This window comes from Aureimonas altamirensis (assembly GCF_001463885.1).
GTDB classification, from domain to species: domain Bacteria; phylum Pseudomonadota; class Alphaproteobacteria; order Rhizobiales; family Rhizobiaceae; genus Aureimonas; species Aureimonas altamirensis.
In genome coordinates, this window is sequence record NZ_BBWQ01000005.1 from 233,924 (window position 1) to 253,402 (window position 19,479).

A 19,479-nucleotide genomic window follows, 5' to 3' on the forward strand; every position below is an offset into this window, starting at 1 on the left:
CCCCTCGTGTCACGCAGCTTCGAACGGAATGTCGAAGCTCGGCTCTTTGCCCAACCAGTCCGGTTGCGGAAGATCCTTCGTCTTCAGGAAATCCGCATTGTAGAGTTTCGACTGGTAGCGGTTTCCGTAGTCGCAAAGCACGGTGACGATGGTGTGGCCCGGCCCCATCTCGCGCGCCATGCGGATGGCGCCGGCAATGTTGACGCCCGACGATCCGCCGAGGCAGAGCCCTTCCTCAAGTACGAGATCGAACAGGATGGGCAGGGCTTCCGCGTCCGGCACCTGGCAGACGAAGTCCGGCTCGAAGCCGTCGAGATTGGCGGTGATGCGCCCCTGGCCGATGCCTTCGGTAATGGACGAGCCTTCCGACTTCAGCTCTCCATCCTTGTAGAAGCTATAGAGGGCGGCGCCCATCGGGTCGGCAAGGCCGATGCGCACATGGCCGGAATGCCGCTTCAGGCCGGCTGCGGTTCCGGCCAGCGTGCCGCCCGTACCGACAGAGCAGATGAAACCATCGAGCTGGCCGCCGGTCTGCTGCCAGATCTCCTCTGCCGTCGTCACGATATGGCCGTCGCGATTGGCAACATTGTCGAACTGGTTGGCCCAGATGGCGCCGTCCGCATGGCTGCGCGTGATCTGCTCGGCAAGCCTGCCCGAAACCTTCACGTAGTTGTTGGGGTTGCGGTAGGGCACCGCGGGCACTTCCAGCAACTCCGCACCCATAAGGCGGAGCGCGTCTTTCTTTTCCTGTGATTGGGTGTCGGGGATCACGATCACGGTCCGGTAGCCGAGCGCGTTCGCCACCAGCGTCAGGCCGATGCCGGTATTGCCGGCAGTACCTTCCACGATGATGCCGCCCGGCTGGATCAGGCCCCTGGCTTCAGCATCGCGGATGATGAACAGGCCCGCCCGGTCCTTGATCGACTGGCCGGGGTTCATGAACTCGGCCTTGCCCCAGATCTCGCACCCCGTTTCCTCGGACGCGCGCCGCAGGCGGATCAACGGCGTATTGCCGATGGCGTCGATGACGGAAAGGTTTCGTTCCATTTGGGCTTCCGCTCGTGGTCGGCATTGCAACTCGAATCGCCGCAAGCCTAGATCATCGGACAGGTTGGCGAAACGTCTTGTGTCGTATCGGCCGGCGACCGGTTACCGTGTCGCCTGGAAGGCGGCGTTGGCGCGGTCGCGCGCCTCCTTGTGCTCCACGATCGGCCGTGGATAGGTTTTGCCCAGCGCGACGCCCGCCTTTTCCAGTGTATCGCCGTCGGCTTCCCATGGGGCGTGGATCGCCTCGTTGGGGAGGTCCGAAAGCTCGGGCACGAAGCTACGAATGTACTCGCCTTCGGGGTCGAAGTCGCGGCTCTGCTTGATCGGGTTGAAGATGCGGAAGAAGGGCTGGGCATCGGCGCCTGTCCCGGCGATCCACTGCCATTGCGATGTGTTGTTGGCCTCGTCCCCATCCACCAGCGTATCCCAGAACCAGGCTTCGCCCTCCCGCCAGTCGATGAGCAGGTCCTTCGTCAGGAACGATCCGACGATCATGCGCACGCGGTTATGCATCCACCCCATCTGCCAGAGCTGGCGCATGCCGGCATCCACGATCGGATATCCCGTCTGGCCGGTCTGCCATTTCTTCAGGTCGCCGGCGGCATTACGCCACTTCAGTTTGTTGAAGCGCGGGTTGAAGTTATCCGTCCCAAGCTTCTGGAAATGATAAAGAAGATGGTGGTTGAAGTCGCGCCAGATCAGTTCGCGGCGAAACGTTTGCCGGTCCTTGTCGGGAATGGATTTGCGGCGACGGGCGTACTCCTCGGCAACCGTCAAAGCGCGGAGCGGCGAAATCTCGCCGAAATGCAGATGCGGCGACAGGCGGGAGGTCAGGTCTTCGGACGGCTTGTTGCGCCCTTCCTCGTAACCGGCAAGCAGCTCATCGCAAAAATGCGACAACCGCTCCTGCGCCCGGGTTTCTCCCGGAGTCCATTCCGATTCGAAACCCTTTGCCCAATTGGGGGCGGTCGGCAGCAGCTTCCATGTATCGAGGCTTTCGGAGCGCGGGAAATGCTCGGGCGCTGCCAGCCTGGATGGCGGGTCGATGGGGTGGCGATAATCGTCCAGCCCGGCGCTGACCGTTTTCATGAAGGGCGTATAGACCTTGTAGAAGCCATCGCTTCCGGTCTTCACCTGATCTGGGTCGTGCAGCAGCGCAGCTTCGAAGCACTCGACATCGACATCCTCGAAGCGCGTTTCCAACTTGCCATCGACGCTGACCGCTTCGGGCCCATAGCGTCGGTTGAAGTAAAGCGCGGTGGCGCCGCTTTTCGACAGAATGTCCTCCAGCACGGCCAAGGCATCGCCACGGCGCAACACAAGGCGAGATCCGAGTTTGTCGAAGGCGGCGGACAGCTCTTTCAGCGAATGGTGCAGCCACCATTTATGGGCGCTGCCATAGGGCCGCACGGGCGCATTCTCGTCAGCCAGGATAAAAAGCGGGATGACGGGACGTCCGGATTCCGCCGCATGGGCGAGGGCCGGGTTGTCATCTAGCCGCAGATCGTGACGCAGCCACACCACGATGGGCTGCCCCTGTTCTTTTGCCATGCCGGTTGCGCTCGCTCCGATGGGTCACCAGCGGCAGGAGATAGCGCAATTCCCGCCGCATACCATGGCCATTTCGTGGAGTGGTTTCGATTGGCCGGGAGTGTTAAGGAATGGCCGAGACAGAGGCCAGACACCGGTGCTGACCGTCAGGCGCATCTGGAGTTAATCATGCGTTATGAAGAGCTTGGCGGCACCGGTGTATTCGCCGTTGCACCCATGATCGACTGGACTGACAGGCATTGCCGGTACTTTCACCGGCAGATGAGCGCGCATGCGCGGCTGTTTACCGAGATGGTGGTTGCGGACGCCGCCATCCACGGCCCACGGGCGCGGTTGCTGGAGTTCGATGCCATGGAGCATCCCGTGGTGCTGCAGCTCGGCGGTTCCGATCCGGCCAAGCTGGCCGAAGCGGCGCGCATCGGCGCGGGTTTCGGCTATGACGAAATCAACCTGAATGTCGGTTGCCCGTCCGACAGGGTGCAATCCGGCGCGTTCGGCGCATGCCTGATGCTGCAGCCCGCTCTGGTTGGCGCTTGCGTCGCGGCAATGAAGGGCGCCGTTGCCGTGCCCGTTACCGTCAAATGTCGTATCGGCGTCGACGATCAGGATCCGGAGCCTGCGCTGGATGCACTGGCCGATGCCGTTTTCGACGCCGGGGCGGATGGCCTGTGGGTGCATGCCCGCAAGGCGTGGCTGCAGGGGCTGAGCCCCAAGGAAAACCGCGAGATTCCACCCTTGGACTATGGCCGCGTCCAACGGCTTAAGGTCCGCCTGCCGGACAGGTTCATCGGCATCAATGGCGGCATCGGGCAGGTCGCAGCGGCCAAGCCTCTGCTGGACGGGCTCGATGGGGTGATGCTGGGGCGTGCCGCCTACCAGAACCCGGCCGATCTTTTGACGGTCGATCCGCTTCTGTTCGGCAAACCCGCGCCCTCGTCATCGCTGGCCGAAGTGGTGGGGAAGATGGCGGACTATGCCGGGGCGCATGTCGCGGCCGGCGGAAAGCTCTCGCATGTCACGCGGCACATGCTGGGCCTCTTCAACGGCCTTCCCGGGGCGCGGCAGTGGCGGCAGATCCTGTCCGAACGCTCGGTGCGGCCCGATGCCGGCCCCGAGCTTCTGTTCGAAGCCATGGCCGGGGTGGAACTGGCTGCAGCCTGACGCTAGCCCCGGCAAGATAGACGGGCTCTGGCCAAGCGGCTTATCTGTCGGTCAGGATCAGGCGGTCGCCGCGAAACTCCACCGAGGCAAGCTGGCCTAGAAAGCTCATGCCCAGCAGGCCGACGCCGATGGCGTCGTTTTCGGTCACCAGGGCAGATACGTTGCGCCGCTCGATAGGGCCCACCGACACGCTATCCAGCCGCACCATGGCAGCGGAGGCCACGCCGTTGGCGGTCCGCACCTGTGCGTCGTAGGACAGGCCGTCGACATCGATGCCGACACGCCTTGCGGTATCCCTGTCGAGGGCGACGGTGCTTGCACCGGTATCCACCAGCACCGGCAACTCCACCCCGTTGATGGTGGCGTCGACGCGGAAGTGGCTGTCGAAACCCCGGCCGACCGAGACCTGGAGGTTGTCGCCATTGCCGCTTGCAACGATCCGTCCGGGCATCAGGGCGCCAAGCATCCGCTCTCCGACCGAGCGGAATTCGTTGGAGTAGGCATAGACGCCCACCAGCACCACGAAGGCTATGACCCATAGAAGGGCGTTGCGGACCGCTTCCGCAAACCGCCCGCGAAAGGCCACGATGACCGTTCCACCCACTGCCGTCAGGATCGCGCCGAGATAGACGAGCTGCGCGAAGTCATCTTCGCTGAGGCCGGCGATCATACCATCGGTGTTCAGGAGCAGAAGTGCCAGCCCGATGCCCAGAAGGGCGAGGAGCAGCATAAGCACGCCGCCATTCCTCATCGGCAGGATTCCGGAAAGCCAAACTTGTGGGGCGGCCTCAAACTGGTCTCCTGCATGGCGTGATGCTCAGGCGAAGATGTAGGTTGCGCGGCCGCGTCGTGCAAACGCCAGCACCTGCAACTTGCGTAAAGTTGACCGGACATGCACAAGCTTGGCTGCGGCGGCTTGCGCCCCGCGGCGACAGTGGCATCGACAAGGCACAGAACATGGATCGGCTCGACAAGAAAATCCTTCGGCTTCTGCAGGCGGACGCAACGCTTGCCGTTGCCGATATCGCCAAACGCGTCGGGCTTTCCACCACGCCGTGCTGGCGCCGCATCCAGAAGCTGGAAGAAGAGGGCGTCATCCGGCGCCGGGTCGCGATTCTCGACCCGCAGAAGGTGAATGCCCGCGTTACGGTGTTCGTGTCCGTGCGCACCTCCTCGCACAGCAACGAATGGTTGCTGCGCTTTTCGGAAGTGGTCGCCGAGTTTCCGGAGGTCGCCGAGTTCTATCGCATGAGCGGCGATGTCGATTACCTGCTGCGCGTGGTGGTGCCCGATATTGCCGCCTATGATGCCTTCTACAAGAAGCTGATCTCAAGGATCGAGATCCGTGACGTATCGTCTTCTTTCGCGATGGAGCAGATCAAGTACACGACCGAACTGCCCCTCGATTATCTCGTGCTCGACAAGGATCAGCGCGACTAGCGCGCTGCCCCGGGCTACCGTTCCAGCCGCGCCAGCAAAGAAGACGTATCCCACCGCGCCCCGCCCATGGCGATGACTTCGGCGTAGAACTGGTCGATAAGCGCCGTTACCGGAAGCGAAGAGCCATTGGCTTTGGCCTCTTCCAGGCAGATGCCGAGATCCTTGCGCATCCATTCGGCGGCGAAGCCGAAATCGTACTTCTGCTCGATCATCGTCTTGTGGCGGTTTTCCATCTGCCAGGAGCCGGCGGCACCCTTGGAGATGACGGACACCACCTTTTCGATGTCGAGGCCGGCATTGCGGCCGAACTGGACCGCCTCTGCCAGGCCCTGGACCAGGCCGGCAATGCAGATCTGGTTCATCATCTTGGCAAGCTGGCCGGAGCCCACCGGCCCCATCAGCCCGACCATGCGGGCATAGGCGTCGATGACGGGCCTTGCATCTTCGAAGGTCTTTTCGTCGCCGCCCACCATCACGGTCAGCACGCCGTTTTCGGCACCGGCCTGGCCGCCCGAAACCGGCGCATCCAGAAAGCGGCCACCCGCCTTTTCCACGGCCTCGCCAAGCTCACGGGCAAGATGGGCGGAGGCGGTCGTATTGTCGATCAGGACCGCGCCGCCCTTCAAACCCGCAAGGATGCCATCAGCGCCATAGACGACGGAGCGGACATCGTCGTCATTGCCGACGCACATGAAAACGTAATCGGCACCCTCTGCCGCTTCGCGCGGTGTTTCGGCCGCGCGGCCGCCGAACGCGTCGGCCCATTTGCGGGCCTTTTCCACAGTGCGGTTGTAGACGGCGGTCTCGTGGCCACCCTTTCGGGCCAGATGGCCCGCCATCGGATAGCCCATGACGCCGAGGCCGATGAATGCAACTTTAGCCATGCGTTCCTTCCCATGCGACTCGCAGCTTTGCGCCAGCATGGCATGCCGGGCAGGCAGTTTCACGGCCTAATGCCCGATCTAGCGTTTCAGGTGGCGCGTCAGCCGCTTTTCCACGATCACCGTCAGGTTGCGCACCGTCTCGACGATCAGAAGGTAGATTACCGCCGCCCACACATAGGTCTGGAAATCGTAGGTCTGGCTGTAGGCCCGCCGCGTGACGCCGAACAGGTCGAAGACCGTGACGATAGCGATGATCGCGGATGTCTTCACCATCAGGATCAGCTCGTTGGCATAAGGCCGCAAAGCCACCATGAGCGCCTGCGGCAGGATCACCTTGAAGAAGGCGACGGTGCCTGAAAGCCCGAGCGATTTGGCACCTTCCCATTGGCCGGACGGAACGCTCTGGATCGCCCCGCGCAGGATTTCCGCCTGGTAGGCCGCGGTGTTGAGAACCATGGCGAAGATGGCGCAAAACCACGCGTCTCGGAAAAACCACCAAAGCCCGACCGTTTCGAAGGCCCCCCGGAAGCTGGCGAAGCCGTAATAGATCAAAAAGATCTGCGCGATGAAGGGCGTGCCGCGGAAGAAGCTGACGAAGCCGTAGGACAGCGTGCGGCTGATCCGGTTTCTGGACACGCGACCGAAGGCGATGGGCACCGACAGTGCCGCGCCGAAGATGAAGGAGATGAAGACGAACTGGATCGTGACCCAGAGCCCATCCAGATAGCGCCCACCATAACGCTCGAACAAGGTAGGGTTGTAGGCGGAATAGAGATACCAGACCAGGGCCGCCGCTGCGAGCACCCAGAACGCCAGCGCCGCGATGCCGATGAGGCCCGGTCGCTGCCGGACGGTCGAGGCGCTCATCGGGCCATCACTCCGCGGTTCGACCACCGCTCGAGCCGTGCGATGCCGGCGCCGGAAACGAAGGTGAGAATGAGAAACAGCACACAGGCCAACCCGAAGAACAGGAAGGGCTCGCGCGTGACACGCGCGGCGATGCTGGTCTGCCGCAGGATGTCGGCAAGGCCGATGACGGAGACGAGCGCGGTATCCTTCAGAAGGTTCTGCCAGCAGTTCGAAAGCCCGGGCAGGGCATGGCGGGCAAGCTGCGGAAAGGTGATCTTGTAGAAGATGGCAAAGCGATGCAGCCCAAGCGAACGCCCCGCTTCGGCCTGGCCCGCCGGTATCGCCTGGAAGGCCGATAGGAAGACTTCCGAGGCGAAGGCCGAGAAGACCATGCCCAGCGCTATCATGCCGGCAATGAAGCTGGAGATCGTCAGCGCGGGCAGGCCGGCCGCGCCAAAGGCGGAATTGATGAGCGATTGTCCGCCGTAATAGACGAGAAACAGCGTGAGCAATTCGGGCAGGCCACGGAAGATGGTCGTATAGATGTTGGCCGACAGGCGCAGGGCCGGGTCCTCGGCGCGCTTCGCCAGTGCCAGCAGGAGGCCCAACCCAAGGCCCAGCGGCAGCGTGGCCAGCGACAGGGATACGGTGATGCCGACACCGGACAGGATTTCATCACCCCAACCGGCATCGCCATAGGCAAGCAAGGAAAGAACGTCGTTCATGGAGAAACCATGTCGGCGGCAGGGCCGCGCCGGACATCATGCCCGGCGCAGCCCTGCAGCTCAGTCGCCGTAGACGTCGAAGTCGAAATACTTGGCCTGCACCTTCTGGTACTCGCCGTTCTCGCGGATGGCCACGATGGCTTCGTCGAACATGGACTTCAGCTTGTCGCTGCCCTTGCGCAGCGCAATCCCGGCGCCCTGACCGTAGATATCCTCGTTCACGGGCATCTGTGCCAGCACTTTGCAGCAGGCGCCCGCGTCGCTCTTGAGCCACTCCGAAAGAACGACGATGTCGTCCGACACCGCGTCGACGCGGCCGTTTTCGATGTCAAGCTTGTATTCTTCCGCGGTCGGGTACACCCGCACGTCGGCGTCCGGAAAGAAGAACTCCGCTGCCTGCGAGTGCGTCGTGCCGCCCTGCACGCCGATGACCTTGCCTGCGAGGGCTTCGGGGGTGGCCTCGGTCAGCTCGCTGTCCTTGGGCACAGCGATCGCGCCCGGCGTGTTGTAGTATTTGTTGGTGAAGAGCACCTGCTCCGAGCGCTCCGGCGTGATCGACATGGAAGCCACGATGGCGTCGAAGCGGCCGTTCTGCAGCGCGGGGATGATGCCGTCCCAGTCGGACGTCACGAAGGTGCAGGTAACCTGCATCTGCGTGCAGAGCGCCCGGGTGATGTCGATGTCGAATCCCTCGAGTTCACCGGCGGAATTGAGGAAGTTGAAGGGGGGATAGGCGCCCTCGGTGCCGATCCGGATTTCCGTCCAGGTCTTGTCGGCGTCCGACTCCTGGGCGCTTGCGGGGCCGGCGACGATGGCAAGAGCCGCGGTGGCCAGGAGTAGCCGGTGAATAAGGTGCATATCCCCAAAACCTCATTAAGACGTTGCAATGAGCAGCACTACTTATAAGCGTGCCGCATTATTCCGCGATACTGCCTGTTTCGTCGCAAATGGCAACCTAGTCATTCGCCCAGTGGGGGCGTCAGATGCGCGCTGGCGGTATGGAGATCGTCGGGCCGGTTGACGTTGAAGAATGGGTCTATCCCTTCGCCGGGCCGAAAGTCTTCTACGTCGAAGCCCTGCAAGTGGGCATAGTCCAGCACGGAGCGCCGACAGCCGGGCGTCTCCAGATAGACGCCGAGCCCGGACAACGCGTCCATCGGCCACAGCGAGGCCGTCGGGTGCAGCCGGCCGCCGCTGCGGGCAATGCGCACGCGCCCCGGCGACCGCGTCATACGGGCCACGAACTCCTTCGGCAGAAAGGGCGTGTCGGCCGGTGCGAAGAGGATGTGTCCAGCCTGTGGACAACCGGTGGACAGATGCGCATGCACGGCCTCCATGCCGGCCAGCGGCCCCAGCCTTTCCGGACGCAGATCCGGCGCCAGCGGCAGCCCGAACCGCTCGTACCCTTCGTTCAAGGGGCTGTTGATGAGCAGTGGATGAACCTGGCCCTCCAGACGCTCGATGACGTAGGCCAGAAGCGGTTTCCCGGCAAGTTCCACCAAGGGTTTGGGCACGTTGGATGGCTGCATGCGCGATCCTGCGCCGCCGGCAAGGATGGCGCCGGCAATGGTCATGTCCGCAGCCGCCGGAATGCAAGCACGACGCCGGCCGCGCCCAGGGCCGCCATGAGGATGGCGACGGCTGTCGGAGAATGCGCAAGGTTGGAGGCGAGGGCCGAGGCGGCGGCCCCACCGCCGATCTGCACTGCGCCAAGAAGGCCGGCCGCCGCGCCCGCGGCCTCTGGCCGGACGGATACGCCGCCGGCCGTCGAGGTGGGAACGGCAAGCCCGTTGCCGAGCCCGACAAAAAGCATCGGCAGGAACAGGGCGGCTGCCGAAAGATGACCGGACAGGAACAGCGTCAGCGGCGGCAGCGTCGACGCGAAGGTGATGATGGAGCCGACCCGCATCAACCGTTCGAGACCGAGGCGTGCCGAAAGGCGGCCCGTGATGAAATTGCCGAGTATGTAGCCCATGGAGCAGGCCATGAACCACAGGCCGTACCCTGCCGGGCTCATGCCGAGCTGATGCGAGGCGATGAACGGTGCGCCCCCGAGGAAGGTGAAGAAGACCGCCGAAACGAGCGTTGCCGTGCCCGCATAACGCCAGAAGCCCGGCGCTCCGATCAGCAGGCGGTAGGCGCCGAATTGCGCGCGCACGGGCGCGCTCGTCGCCTTCGCGGTTTCCGGAAGATAGGCCCAGATCATCGTCAGGGTCACGACGCCGAAGACGACGAGCAGCCAGAAGACGGAGTGCCAGCCGAGAAGGCTGTCCATGACACCGCCGAGCGCCGGTCCGATCAGCGGGGCGACGGCAAGGCCCATCGTGACGTAGCCGATCATGCTGGCGGCGCGGTCGCGCGGGAACAGGTCGCGCACGACAGCACGCGACAGGGCAATGCCGGTTGCGCTGCCCGCCTGGATAACCCGGCCGGCCAGAAAGGCCGCGGCGCTTTCTGCGGCAATGCAGATCAGGGTGCCGGCCAGAAACAGCACCATGCCGGCCAGCATGACGGGACGCCGCCCATACCGGTCGGACAGGGGGCCGGCGATGAGCTGCACGGCCGCGACCGTCACGAGATACAGCGACAGGCCCAGGGCCACGGTGCCGGGCGCCGCATCCAGATGCCCCGCAATGGAGGCCATCGACGGAATGAAGATGTTGATGGCCAGCGGCGAAAGCGCCGATGCCAGCATGAGCGCAAGGATGAAGCTGACCGATGGCTTGAAGGGCTGCGCCGCCGTCGGCGGCTGCGTCTGCTGGGTGGCTCTCGTATCCATCAGTGTACCTGCGCCTTGATAATCTTCACCATGCGGCGGCGTCGCTCGCGGTAGATGGTGTAGAGACCCGACAAGACCACGATGATGGAGCCGACGCTGGACCAGAAATCCGGCAACTCGCCGAAGACGAGGAAGCCGAGGATGATGGCGAAGAGAAGCGCCGTATAGCGGAACGGCGCAACGAAGCCGACATCGCCCCCGCGCAGCGCCGCTACGATCACCACATATCCTGCCGACAGCAGAAGGGCCGCCGCCGCCATCAGCGCCAGATGCGTGGCGGTGACGGGCGCGACACCGGTAAAGGGCGTCAGGACGGCCCCGAGCACCGTGATGGTTGCCGCCGTGATGGCTGCGACGGTTATCGAGGACAGGCCCTTCGGCATGCGGCGTGTGGCCAGATCGCGCGCGGCGGAGGTGACGACCGACAGGAGCACGGCGATGGAATAGATGGAGAAACCCTCCATGCCGGGACGCACGATGATGACCACGCCGATGAAGCCGATGAAGGTGGCGGTCCAGCGCCGCCAGCCCACCGACTCGCCGAGAAAGAGCGCGGCCCCGACGGTTACCACCAGCGGCAGGGCCTGGTAGATGGCCGAGGCATTGGCGATCGGCATGTTGGCCAGCGCCAGCATGAACAGGAACGTGGTTCCTGCATCGGCCAGGGTGCGGACGATCAGATACGGGTTCGTCAGTGCGGACAGCGAGGGAAGGGCCTTGCGGTGCCAGGCGATGGCGAACAGCAGCAGGCAGACCATCGCGCCCCGGATGGCGATCACCTGGGCGGCCGACATGTCCTGCATGATGATCTTGGTCAGCGTATCGTTGACGACGAACAGCGCCGTCGAGCCGATCATCATCAGGCTGGCGCGCAGATTGTCTGCGGCGCTTGCCGATTCGACGGTTTGTCTGGCGATGGACACGCGGTCACCTGGCGCGGAGGGCGGATGGAGCAGGCGCCGCGAACTCCCTCCCTGGTCATGAGTCCCCGGCGATAATCAGGCTTACTTCGCTTTTTGGGCGATGACGAGCCACCGCCAAAAAAAATGCCGCTGCAACAGGCAGCGGCATTTTCGAGCGATAGGGAAAAGACCCTTAGTAGGTGTTGCGGCCGATCAACGCGCCTGCACCTGCGCCGCCGAGGCCGCCGATGAGGGCACCCGTGCCGCCACCCACTGCATTGCCGACTGCCGCGCCGCCGACACCGCCGATTGCCGCGCCGCTGACCGTACGTTCGGTCTGCGTGCAGCCTGCGGTGATCATCACGACGGCGGCCAGCGCCAGAACCGGCTTCAAAGTCTTCTTCATCCTTACGGAACTCCTTATGGAATTTGGCTAAAGCCGCGCGTGGCGACCGTTCATCGGTTTTTAGAACGGCGGTGTCCCCCACGCGTTCCAACACGTAAACTTGTATCCCGAATGCGCGCAAAATGCGGCGATTGGGCGCGGAGCCGTCAACCGCCGGTAACGGACATCGTACGGGAAACGGCCGGTTGCCGCGTCTGCCTGTCGATCACGAAGTCATGTCCCTTGGGCTTGCGCAGGATGGCGTCGTCGATCACGCGATGAAGCAGCTCGTCGCCTTCGGACGCGCGCAACGGGCCGCGCAGGTCGGCCGCATCGTCCTGGCCGAGGCACATATACAGCGTGCCCGTGCAGGTGATGCGGACGCGGTTGCAGCTTTCGCAGAAATTATGGGTCATCGGCGTGATGAAGCCCAATCGCCCGCCGGTTTCCGCAATGTCGAAGTAGCGGGACGGCCCGCCTGTCCGGTGGTTCGACTCCGTCAGGGTAAAGCCGTGCCGGGCGGCAAGATCGTGACGCAGCATGGACAGGGGAAGGTAACTGTCGGTCCGGTCCTCGCCTATGTCGCCCATCGGCATCGTTTCGATGAGGGTCAGGCCGAGGCCGAGCCCGTGGGCCCAGCGGATCATGTCCGGAATTTCGCCCTGGTTGAAGTTCTTCAGCGCGACGGTGTTGATCTTGACGTCGATGCCGGCGCGCCGTGCTGCGGCGATGCCATCCATCACGCGGTCGAATTCACCGCGGCGGGTGATCATGCGGAACTTGTCGGGATCGAGCGTATCGAGGGAAACGTTCAGCCGGCGCACGCCGCAGGCCGCAAGCTCGTCCGCATGGGCGGCCAGTTGCGTGCCGTTGGTGGTCAGCGTCAGCTCCGACAGGGCGCCGCTATCCAGATGCCGCGACAGGCTGCGCACCAGCGACATCACGTTCTTGCGCACAAGCGGCTCGCCGCCCGTCAGCCGAAGGCGCTTGACGCCGCGCTCGACGAAGGCGGTGCACAGCCGGTCCAGCTCCTCGAGCGTCAGCAGCTCGCGGCGCGGCAGAAACTCCATATGCTCGGACATGCAGTACACGCAGCGCAGGTCGCACCGGTCCGTTACCGACACACGCAGATACGAAATCTGCCGTCCGAAAGGATCGATCATACTGCCGTTCCGGCTGGGGGTCGGCGCAAGGGCCGCTGCTGGGGACACGATGCTTCCTGTTCTTCTGCCTGTTGTCAGCAATGTGGAAGGGCGTTACCCCATGGTCAAGATCGGTACGGAGAGTTGTATGAGCGACAAGGTGGCGGCGCCAGTGAAGATTGCGGTGACACGTGATCGCCGCACGCTGAAGGTGACGGGTTCCGATGGCGTCGAGCATGCCTTCACGGCCGAGATGCTGCGTGTCCATTCCCCTTCGGCCGAGGTGCAGGGCCATTCCGCGGAGCAGAAGGTCACCGTCGGCGGCAAGCGCGACGTTGCCATAGCGGACATCCTGCCCGTCGGCCACTACGCCATCCGCATCGTCTTCGATGACCGGCACGACACCGGCATATTCACCTGGAAGTATCTTGCCGAGCTCGGGCGCGATCAGGATCGCCTGTGGCAGGTCTATCTGGATGAGCTGGCCGAAAAGGGCCTCAGCCGTTGACCTGCGCGTTCGGCAGGAAGGGAGGGAGGCGGTCGAACGCTTCCTTCAGCGCCCCGGACCAGCCATCCGAGATGGTCTGGTAATAGGGATCGCGCTCGTCGAACCGCTGGTGATACCCTGCCTCGAGCGTGCCGGACCGATAGGTCTGCAGGTCGATGGGAAGCCCGACCGAAAGGTTGGACTTGATGGTCGAATCGAATGACACCAGAAGCAGTTTGACGGCTTCCTCCAGCGACATGGAATGGTCGTAGGTGCGGACGAGGATCGGCCGTCCGTATTTGTGTTCGCCGATCTGGAAGAAGCGGTTGTCGGCACCCGCCTCGATAAAGTTGCCTTCGGGGTAGATCATGAACAGGCGCGGCGCGCCGCCCTTGATCTGGCCACCCAGAAGGAAGGTTCCGGCAAAGCGGCTATCGGCCTGCTGGCCGGACGGCGTCGTATAGGAGATGACTTCCTTGAGCGTCTCGCCCACCAGCTTGGCCGTCTGGAACATGGAGGGCTGCTCGAACAGCGAGGGGTTGCGCTGCGAGGGATGCAACCCGCGCTCTTCCAGCAGAGAGATCGCGGCCTGGGTCGTTGCCAGATTGCCGGCCGACAGAAGGCACAGGAAGCGGTCACCGGGGCGGGACCAGACCTTCATCTTGGTCACGGTGGAAATGTTGTCGACACCCGCATTGGTGCGCGTGTCCGACATGAAGACGAGACCCTGATCGAGAAGCAGGCCGACGCAATAGGTCATTCTAATACCCGTAAAAACCGGCTTCGACGCCCGAAAAAGGACCCGCCAGCCTGAACGGGCTGGACCCGGAGTATTTCAAACCACTTTAAATTCCTACAATCGCGGACGCTAAGACAACAAGAGCCGGCATGCCAGCAATCGGCAGTTATCAAACGAAAAGTCAGCTATGGAAGCGGTAGGTCCGGGCGATCTCGTCGGACAGGCGGTTGTTTTCCAGGATGAACCATTCCAGGAATTCGTGGAGGCCGCCATCGATGATGTCGCCGACGGTGGTTTCCTCCAGCCGTTTGGCGATGGACCGGGCGATCTCGTCGCAATCATGCGCCTCGCCGTAGGTGCGCGACAGATAGCTGAGGCTTTCCTCGATCAGCCGGTAGCAATAGGCAAGTGAGCGCGGCATGCGCCGGTTGAGAATCAGAAAGTCGACGATATCCACGGCCTTCAGCTCGGCGTCGTATTCCCACGCATAGGAGCGCAGCGCCGACACCGACCGCAGGATCGAGCCCCATTGATAATTGTCGAGCGAGGAGCCGACATAGGAGTGCTGCGGCAGCAGCACCCAGTATTTCACATCCAGGATGCGCGCCGTGTTATCCGCCCGCTCGAGGAAGGTGCCGATGTTGCAGAAGTCGAAGATCTCGTTGCGCAGCATGGTGCCGTAGAACGAGCCACGGATCAGCGCGCAGCGCTGCTTGATCAGTTCCAGAAGGGCCGGCAGGTCCGTGATCGGACGGGACAGCCGGTCGCGCAGCAGCATCCAGCTTTCGTTGAGCGCTTCCCAGGTCTCGCGCGTCAGGGCGGTGCGCACCATGCGCCCGTTGGTGCGCGCGGTGGCGAGAGAGTTGAGGATGCTGGACGGGTTAGCCGGATCGCGCAGCATGAACTCGGCGATCAGGTCGGGGTCGAGCACATCGTGCCGCGCCTGATAGGCATCCAGCACGCCCGCCGTGACCAGAACCGAGTTCCACTCGTCCGCATCGGCCGACAGGTTGGTCAGCGACAATCTCAGGCCCGCATCGATCAGGCGCGCCGTGTTTTCGGCGCGCTCGATATAGCGCTGCATCCAGAAAAGTCCGTTCGCGGTACGTCCCAATAGCGGCATCGGATCAGTCCTCCAGCACCCAGGTATCCTTGGTGCCGCCGCCCTGGCTGGAATTCACCACGAGAGAACCTTCCTTCAATGCAACGCGCGTGAGCCCGCCGGGTATGATCTTGACCTCGTCGCTGACCAGCACGAACGGCCTGAGGTCCACGTGGCGGGGCGCAAGGCCCGCCTCCGTCAGGATCGGCACGGTGGACAGCGCCAGCGTCGGCTGTGCGATATAGTTGGCCGGCCGCTCTCTGAGCTTGGCCGCGAAGGCTTCGCACTCCGCACGGGAGGCCGCCGGGCCTACAAGCATGCCGTAGCCGCCGGAGCCGTGCACCTCCTTGACGACGAGCTCTTCCAGATGCTCGAGAACATAGGCAAGGCTGTCTTCCTCGGCGCAGCGCCAGGTGGGCACGTTGTGCAGGATCGCGTCCCGGCCCGAATAGAATTTCACGATATCGGGCATGTAGGAATAGATCGCCTTGTCGTCGGCAATGCCCGTGCCCGGCGCGTTGGCGATGGTGATGCCGCCATTGCGGTACACATCCATGATGCCCGGCACGCCCAGTAGCGAATCCGGATTGAAGGCGAGGGGGTCCAGGAAGGCGTCGTCGACGCGGCGATACAGGACGTCGATCGGCAGATAACCCTTGGTGGTGCGCATCGCGATGCGGCCGTCGATGCATTTCAGGTCGGCGCCCTCGACCAGCTCGACGCCCATCTGGTCTGCCAGGAAGGCATGCTCGTAATAGGCCGAGTTGTGGATGCCGGGCGTCAGCACGGCGATCCGCGCCTGGCCTTCGCAGGCTGTCGGCGCAACGCGCGCCAGCGAGCGGCGTAGATGGCGCGGATAGTTTTCCACCGGCCTGACGCGGTTCTGCGCGAAAAGCTCGGGAAACATCTGCATCATCGTTTCGCGGTTCTCGATCATGTAGGACACGCCCGACGGGGTGCGGGCATTGTCTTCCAGGACGTAGAACTCGTTTTCGCCGGTGCGCACGATGTCGACGCCGATGATGTGGGTGTAGACGCCCCCGGGCGGGCTGAAACCGATCATCTGCGGCAGGAAGGCTTCATTGCCCTCTATAAGCCGGGCAGGCACGACGCCGGCCTTTACGATTTCCTGGTCGTGATAAATGTCGTGCAGGAAGGCGTTCAGCGCCTGGACCCGCTGCTCGATCCCTTCGGCCAGCGGGGCCCATTCCTTGCCCGAGATGATCCGGGGAACCATGTCGAACGGGATCAGCCGTTCGGCCGCCTCGTCCGCACCGTAGACGTTGAAGGTGATGCCGGTTCGCCGGAAGAAGCTTTCGGCCTCTCCGGCCTTGGTTGCCAGCGAGGGAGCCTCCTGCCGGGCAAACCATTTCTGAAACCGTTCATAGGGGCTGCGCACATTGCCATCTTCAACCAGCATTTCGTCGAATGGCATGCGCTGCGACTCCTCTGTCCATTCCGACCCGTAAGACAGAGAATGTCGCAGTCTGCGAAATTTCCAACCCCTGATTTGCAACGCTCATCCGTTTTCCTGATGGTGCGCGGCGAACATGGTTACGAAATTGGCAGGTTGCCCTGCGGAACGCCGCCAATTCAGGCGGTTGCGAGGGCCTGCCGGGCCGCCTCGATGATCCGGTCCTGCGTTTCACGATCCAGATAGGGATGCATCGGCAGGCTTACGACTTCCTGCGAAAGCGCATCGCTGACGGGCAATGCGCCGGCTTCGGCCGGGAAATGTCGGTAGGCGGTCTGCCTGTGCAGCGGCTTGCCGTAGTAGATCACCGTCGGAACGCCGGCCTGGCGCATGCGGGCCATGAACGTTTCACGCCGGCCATCGGCGACGCGAATGGTGTACTGGGCCCAGGTGGAGACGATACCGTCCGGTACCTCCGGGGTAACCGCAAGATCGTGCAGGCCCGCGGCATAGCGCTCGGCGACGTGCTGCCGGGCCTCGATCTCTTCCGCAAACAGCGGCAGCTTCTCCAGCAGCACCGCCGCCTGGAAGGTATCGAGCCGGCCGGTAATTCCGATGCGGACATTGTCGTACCTGTCGGTGCCCTGTCCGTGCACGCTCAGCGAGCGCATGATGGCCATCAACTCCGCATCGTTGGTCTGCACGGCCCCGCCATCGCCATAGCAGCCGAGCGGCTTGGCGGGGTAGAAGCTGGTGGCGACGACATCGGCGAAGGCGCCGGCCATCTGCCCGCCCAGCGTCGAGCCGAAGCCCTGCGCGGCGTCGGATACGAGCTTCAACTCATAGGTGTCGGCGATCGTGCGGATCGAAGGATAGTCGGCGATCTGGCCGAACAGGTCGACGGCGATGACGGCGCGCGGCTTCAGCACACCCGCATCGCGGATTTCGGCGATGGCCCTGTCCAGGCTTTCAGGATCGATGTTGTAGGTGTTTGGCAGAACGTCCACGAAGACGGGCGTCGCCCCGAGAAGCCCAACCACCTCGGCCGTGGCGGCAAAGGTGAAGCTCGGTACGAAGACGGCATCGCCGGGGCCGATGTTCCAGGCCATCAGCGGCAGCAGGAGCGCGTCGGTGCCCGAGGCGCAGCCGAGCGTGGCGTCCATCCCGCCGAAGGCCGACAACGCCGCTTCCAGCTCGGCCACATCCGGACCGAGGATGTAGGCGCCCGTATCCATGATTCTGGAAAGGCGGGCATCGATCTTGTCGCGGATGCGCTTCTGCTGGGTCGCAAGGTCGATGAAGGCGATGGGCTTTTGCATTGGGTCCGGATCCTTGCGGGTAACACGAAAGACGCCGCCGGCGTCATGGCGATGGGCTAACCGTTTTGTCGCAGCGGTCAAGTCTGCGCCGTCGCTCGATGCTTCACGTTTGTCGCTGGCCCGTGTGGCTTCGTGATGCCCGGAAGGCGCTGGTGGCGGTTTCGCCGGTCAGCCGGATCGCCTTGCGGGCCTGCAGCGCGGCCAGGGCGAACAGCAGCGCCTGGCCTGCGAAGACGACCGCATAGCCAACCACCATCCGGCCCGTCGCCAGCGCGACGAGGTCGACGCAGATGCCCGCCAGAAGGCCGCCAAGCCCGAAGGCCAGGGCCTGCGCCGCGCCCCATACGCCCATGCGCAATCCGGCCCGTCCGTCTCCGCCGCCATCGGCCATGGCCATCATCGCGCCGATGGCCGAAATGGTGAAAGCGCCAAGGCCGATGCCCAGCACCGCCGCAAGGGGGAAGATCGTTTCCCCCGTCATACCGGCGGACGGTCCCGCCGCCAGGGCCGAAAGGCATATGGCGGAAAGGACGGCCCCGCCGATGGCCGTGATGCGCAGCGTGCCTGGATAGCGCCGGCCAAGAAGCCCGCCTGCGATGGCCGTCAGCACCATGCCGCAGAAGATGCCACCATTCTGCCACGCCGACAGGCGGGTGGTTTCGGCGAGCGTCAGGCCATAGGCAAGGCCGCCGAAGGGCTCCAGCACGACGTCCTGTCCGCTGTAGCCGAGCATGGACGCAAAGACGAACAGCGCGAAACGCCGTGTGCCGGCTTCGCCCCAGACGATAGCGAGCGCTTCGCGGAAGGGGGTCGATGCGCCCTCGGCGCGTGCGGCGAGGGCGGCGCCTTCCAGTCGCCAGGCTGCCAGAAGCGCGGCCAGGAAGGCGAGGCAGCCCACCATGGCCGTCACCGCCACCAGCCGCAGCATGGAGAACGGGTCCAGCAGCCGGGAGGCAACCGCCGTCGTCAGGGCGAAGCCTGCGATCATCATGGTGAACATGGCCGTTGCCGCCGGGCCGCGCGCGGCCGGCGACACCACCGAGGCGGTCAGGGTCAGAAGCGCCGTTCCGGCAGCGCCAGCCCCTGCGCCGATGGCGGCGAATGCCATGATGCCAAGGACAAGCCCCGGCAGGGGATGGTGCTCCAGAAGGCCGGTGGCTGCCGCGGCAGCAACCCCGCCAACGGCCAGCAACGCCACACCGCCAACGATCCACGGTGCGCGCCGCATGCCCACATCCGAGCCGTGGCCGAAGCGCGGCCGCGTGAGCTGCACGGCGTAGTAAACGGCAATCATCAGGCTCGGCAGCGTCGCGGGGAGGGCCAGCTCCACCACCATGACCCGGTTGAGCGTCGACGTCGTCAGCACGACGACGGCGCCGATGGCCGTCTGTATGAGGGCCAACCGCGCGATCGTCAGCCATCCGGGCGTCATTTTCATGCATCACATCCGATCGCGCCGTCGCATCCACCCAAGGGATGTGGACTCATTCGCCTTGTTGCGACAGCCAACAATTTGTAGAAATAGGGGATCGATACGAAGTTCCCCACAAGCG

20 protein-coding genes are annotated in these 19,479 nt (G+C 63.9%); 3 read left to right on the forward strand and 17 right to left on the reverse strand.

Translation table 11 applies throughout. The features are described from left to right. Positions 1-9: 9 nt before the first annotated feature. A complete protein-coding gene (locus tag AUL31_RS03895) occupies positions 10-1,047 on the reverse strand; it encodes a cysteine synthase A (RefSeq protein WP_060601582.1) in 1,038 nt (345 codons plus the stop codon). Positions 1,048-1,149: 102 nt separating this feature from the next. Beyond that, positions 1,150-2,598, reverse strand: coding sequence for a cryptochrome/photolyase family protein (locus tag AUL31_RS03900; RefSeq protein WP_060601585.1), 1,449 nt, complete (start codon positions 2,596-2,598; stop codon positions 1,150-1,152). A gap of 168 nt (positions 2,599-2,766) precedes the next feature. On the opposite strand from AUL31_RS03900, the gene dusA reads away from it, so the two are divergent. Continuing rightward, positions 2,767-3,759 carry a tRNA dihydrouridine(20/20a) synthase DusA gene (gene dusA, locus AUL31_RS03905; RefSeq protein WP_143190124.1) on the forward strand — a complete coding sequence of 331 codons (993 nt, stop codon included), beginning with the start codon at positions 2,767-2,769 and terminating at the stop codon, positions 3,757-3,759. 40 nt (positions 3,760-3,799) lie between these two features. Here the strand turns inward: dusA and AUL31_RS03910 are convergent, their stop codons facing one another. Beyond that, the gene (locus AUL31_RS03910) at positions 3,800-4,489 is read right to left on the reverse strand and encodes a retropepsin-like aspartic protease family protein (RefSeq protein WP_060601588.1); all 690 of its coding nucleotides are present in this window, start codon (positions 4,487-4,489) and stop codon (positions 3,800-3,802) included. A gap of 227 nt (positions 4,490-4,716) precedes the next feature. Between AUL31_RS03910 and AUL31_RS03915 the strand changes: the two genes are divergently transcribed. Further along, positions 4,717-5,199 (forward strand): Lrp/AsnC family transcriptional regulator, encoded by a 483-nt coding sequence (locus tag AUL31_RS03915; protein ID WP_060601850.1) that lies wholly within the window; start codon positions 4,717-4,719, stop codon positions 5,197-5,199. 14 nt (positions 5,200-5,213) lie between these two features. Here the strand turns inward: AUL31_RS03915 and AUL31_RS03920 are convergent, their stop codons facing one another. The 9 genes from AUL31_RS03920 to moaA all read right to left on the reverse strand — a co-directional run bounded on the left by AUL31_RS03920 (position 5,214) and on the right by moaA (position 12,886). Next, positions 5,214-6,083, reverse strand: a complete 870-nt coding sequence (locus tag AUL31_RS03920) for an NAD(P)-dependent oxidoreductase (RefSeq protein WP_060601852.1) — start codon at positions 6,081-6,083, stop codon at positions 5,214-5,216. 78 nt (positions 6,084-6,161) lie between these two features. Beyond that, positions 6,162-6,950: an ABC transporter permease gene (locus AUL31_RS03925; RefSeq protein WP_060601590.1), complete on the reverse strand. Its 789-nt coding sequence runs from the start codon at positions 6,948-6,950 to the stop codon at positions 6,162-6,164. Continuing rightward, the gene (locus AUL31_RS03930; protein WP_060601593.1) at positions 6,947-7,657 is read right to left on the reverse strand and encodes an ABC transporter permease; all 711 of its coding nucleotides are present in this window, start codon (positions 7,655-7,657) and stop codon (positions 6,947-6,949) included. Before AUL31_RS03930 ends, AUL31_RS03925 begins: the two co-directional genes overlap by 4 nt. A 60-nt stretch (positions 7,658-7,717) precedes the next feature. Further along, positions 7,718-8,515 carry an ABC transporter substrate-binding protein gene (locus AUL31_RS03935; RefSeq protein ID WP_060601596.1) on the reverse strand — a complete coding sequence of 266 codons (798 nt, stop codon included), beginning with the start codon at positions 8,513-8,515 and terminating at the stop codon, positions 7,718-7,720. Positions 8,516-8,616: 101 nt separating this feature from the next. Then, entirely contained in the window at positions 8,617-9,231 is a 615-nt protein-coding gene (mobA, locus tag AUL31_RS03940; protein ID WP_060601598.1) for a molybdenum cofactor guanylyltransferase, read from the reverse strand. Then, entirely contained in the window at positions 9,228-10,436 is a 1,209-nt protein-coding gene (locus AUL31_RS03945) for a multidrug effflux MFS transporter (RefSeq protein ID WP_073469004.1), read from the reverse strand. Before AUL31_RS03945 ends, mobA begins: the two co-directional genes overlap by 4 nt. After that, complete coding sequence (locus AUL31_RS03950; protein ID WP_244489306.1) at positions 10,436-11,359, reverse strand: DMT family transporter; 924 nt, start codon at positions 11,357-11,359, stop codon at positions 10,436-10,438. The genes AUL31_RS03945 and AUL31_RS03950 overlap by 1 nt, the downstream gene beginning before the upstream one ends. 172 nt (positions 11,360-11,531) lie before the next feature. Beyond that, the gene (locus tag AUL31_RS03955; RefSeq protein ID WP_060601601.1) at positions 11,532-11,744 is read right to left on the reverse strand and encodes a YMGG-like glycine zipper-containing protein; all 213 of its coding nucleotides are present in this window, start codon (positions 11,742-11,744) and stop codon (positions 11,532-11,534) included. 146 nt (positions 11,745-11,890) lie between these two features. Further along, the gene (gene moaA / locus AUL31_RS03960) at positions 11,891-12,886 is read right to left on the reverse strand and encodes a GTP 3',8-cyclase MoaA (RefSeq protein WP_060601605.1); all 996 of its coding nucleotides are present in this window, start codon (positions 12,884-12,886) and stop codon (positions 11,891-11,893) included. 127 nt (positions 12,887-13,013) lie between these two features. Here moaA and AUL31_RS03965 point away from each other — a divergent pair, with 127 nt between their 5' ends. Continuing rightward, the gene (locus AUL31_RS03965) at positions 13,014-13,373 is read left to right on the forward strand and encodes a gamma-butyrobetaine hydroxylase family protein (protein ID WP_060601860.1); all 360 of its coding nucleotides are present in this window, start codon (positions 13,014-13,016) and stop codon (positions 13,371-13,373) included. Here AUL31_RS03965 and AUL31_RS03970 read toward each other — a convergent pair. The 5 genes from AUL31_RS03970 to AUL31_RS03990 all read right to left on the reverse strand — a co-directional run bounded on the left by AUL31_RS03970 (position 13,363) and on the right by AUL31_RS03990 (position 19,364). Further along, the gene (locus tag AUL31_RS03970; RefSeq protein ID WP_060601608.1) at positions 13,363-14,112 is read right to left on the reverse strand and encodes a peptidase; all 750 of its coding nucleotides are present in this window, start codon (positions 14,110-14,112) and stop codon (positions 13,363-13,365) included. The two genes, AUL31_RS03965 and AUL31_RS03970, sit on opposite strands and share 11 nt — an antisense overlap. Before the next feature lie 160 nt (positions 14,113-14,272). Beyond that, entirely contained in the window at positions 14,273-15,214 is a 942-nt protein-coding gene (locus tag AUL31_RS03975; protein WP_060601610.1) for an alpha-E domain-containing protein, read from the reverse strand. 4 nt (positions 15,215-15,218) lie between these two features. Continuing rightward, the gene (locus AUL31_RS03980) at positions 15,219-16,613 is read right to left on the reverse strand and encodes a circularly permuted type 2 ATP-grasp protein (RefSeq protein ID WP_192842508.1); all 1,395 of its coding nucleotides are present in this window, start codon (positions 16,611-16,613) and stop codon (positions 15,219-15,221) included. Between the two features lie 173 nt (positions 16,614-16,786). After that, positions 16,787-17,926: a DegT/DnrJ/EryC1/StrS family aminotransferase gene (locus AUL31_RS03985; protein WP_060601616.1), complete on the reverse strand. Its 1,140-nt coding sequence runs from the start codon at positions 17,924-17,926 to the stop codon at positions 16,787-16,789. Between the two features lie 103 nt (positions 17,927-18,029). After that, complete coding sequence (locus tag AUL31_RS03990; RefSeq protein ID WP_060601620.1) at positions 18,030-19,364, reverse strand: PucC family protein; 1,335 nt, start codon at positions 19,362-19,364, stop codon at positions 18,030-18,032. Positions 19,365-19,479 lie beyond the last annotated feature (115 nt).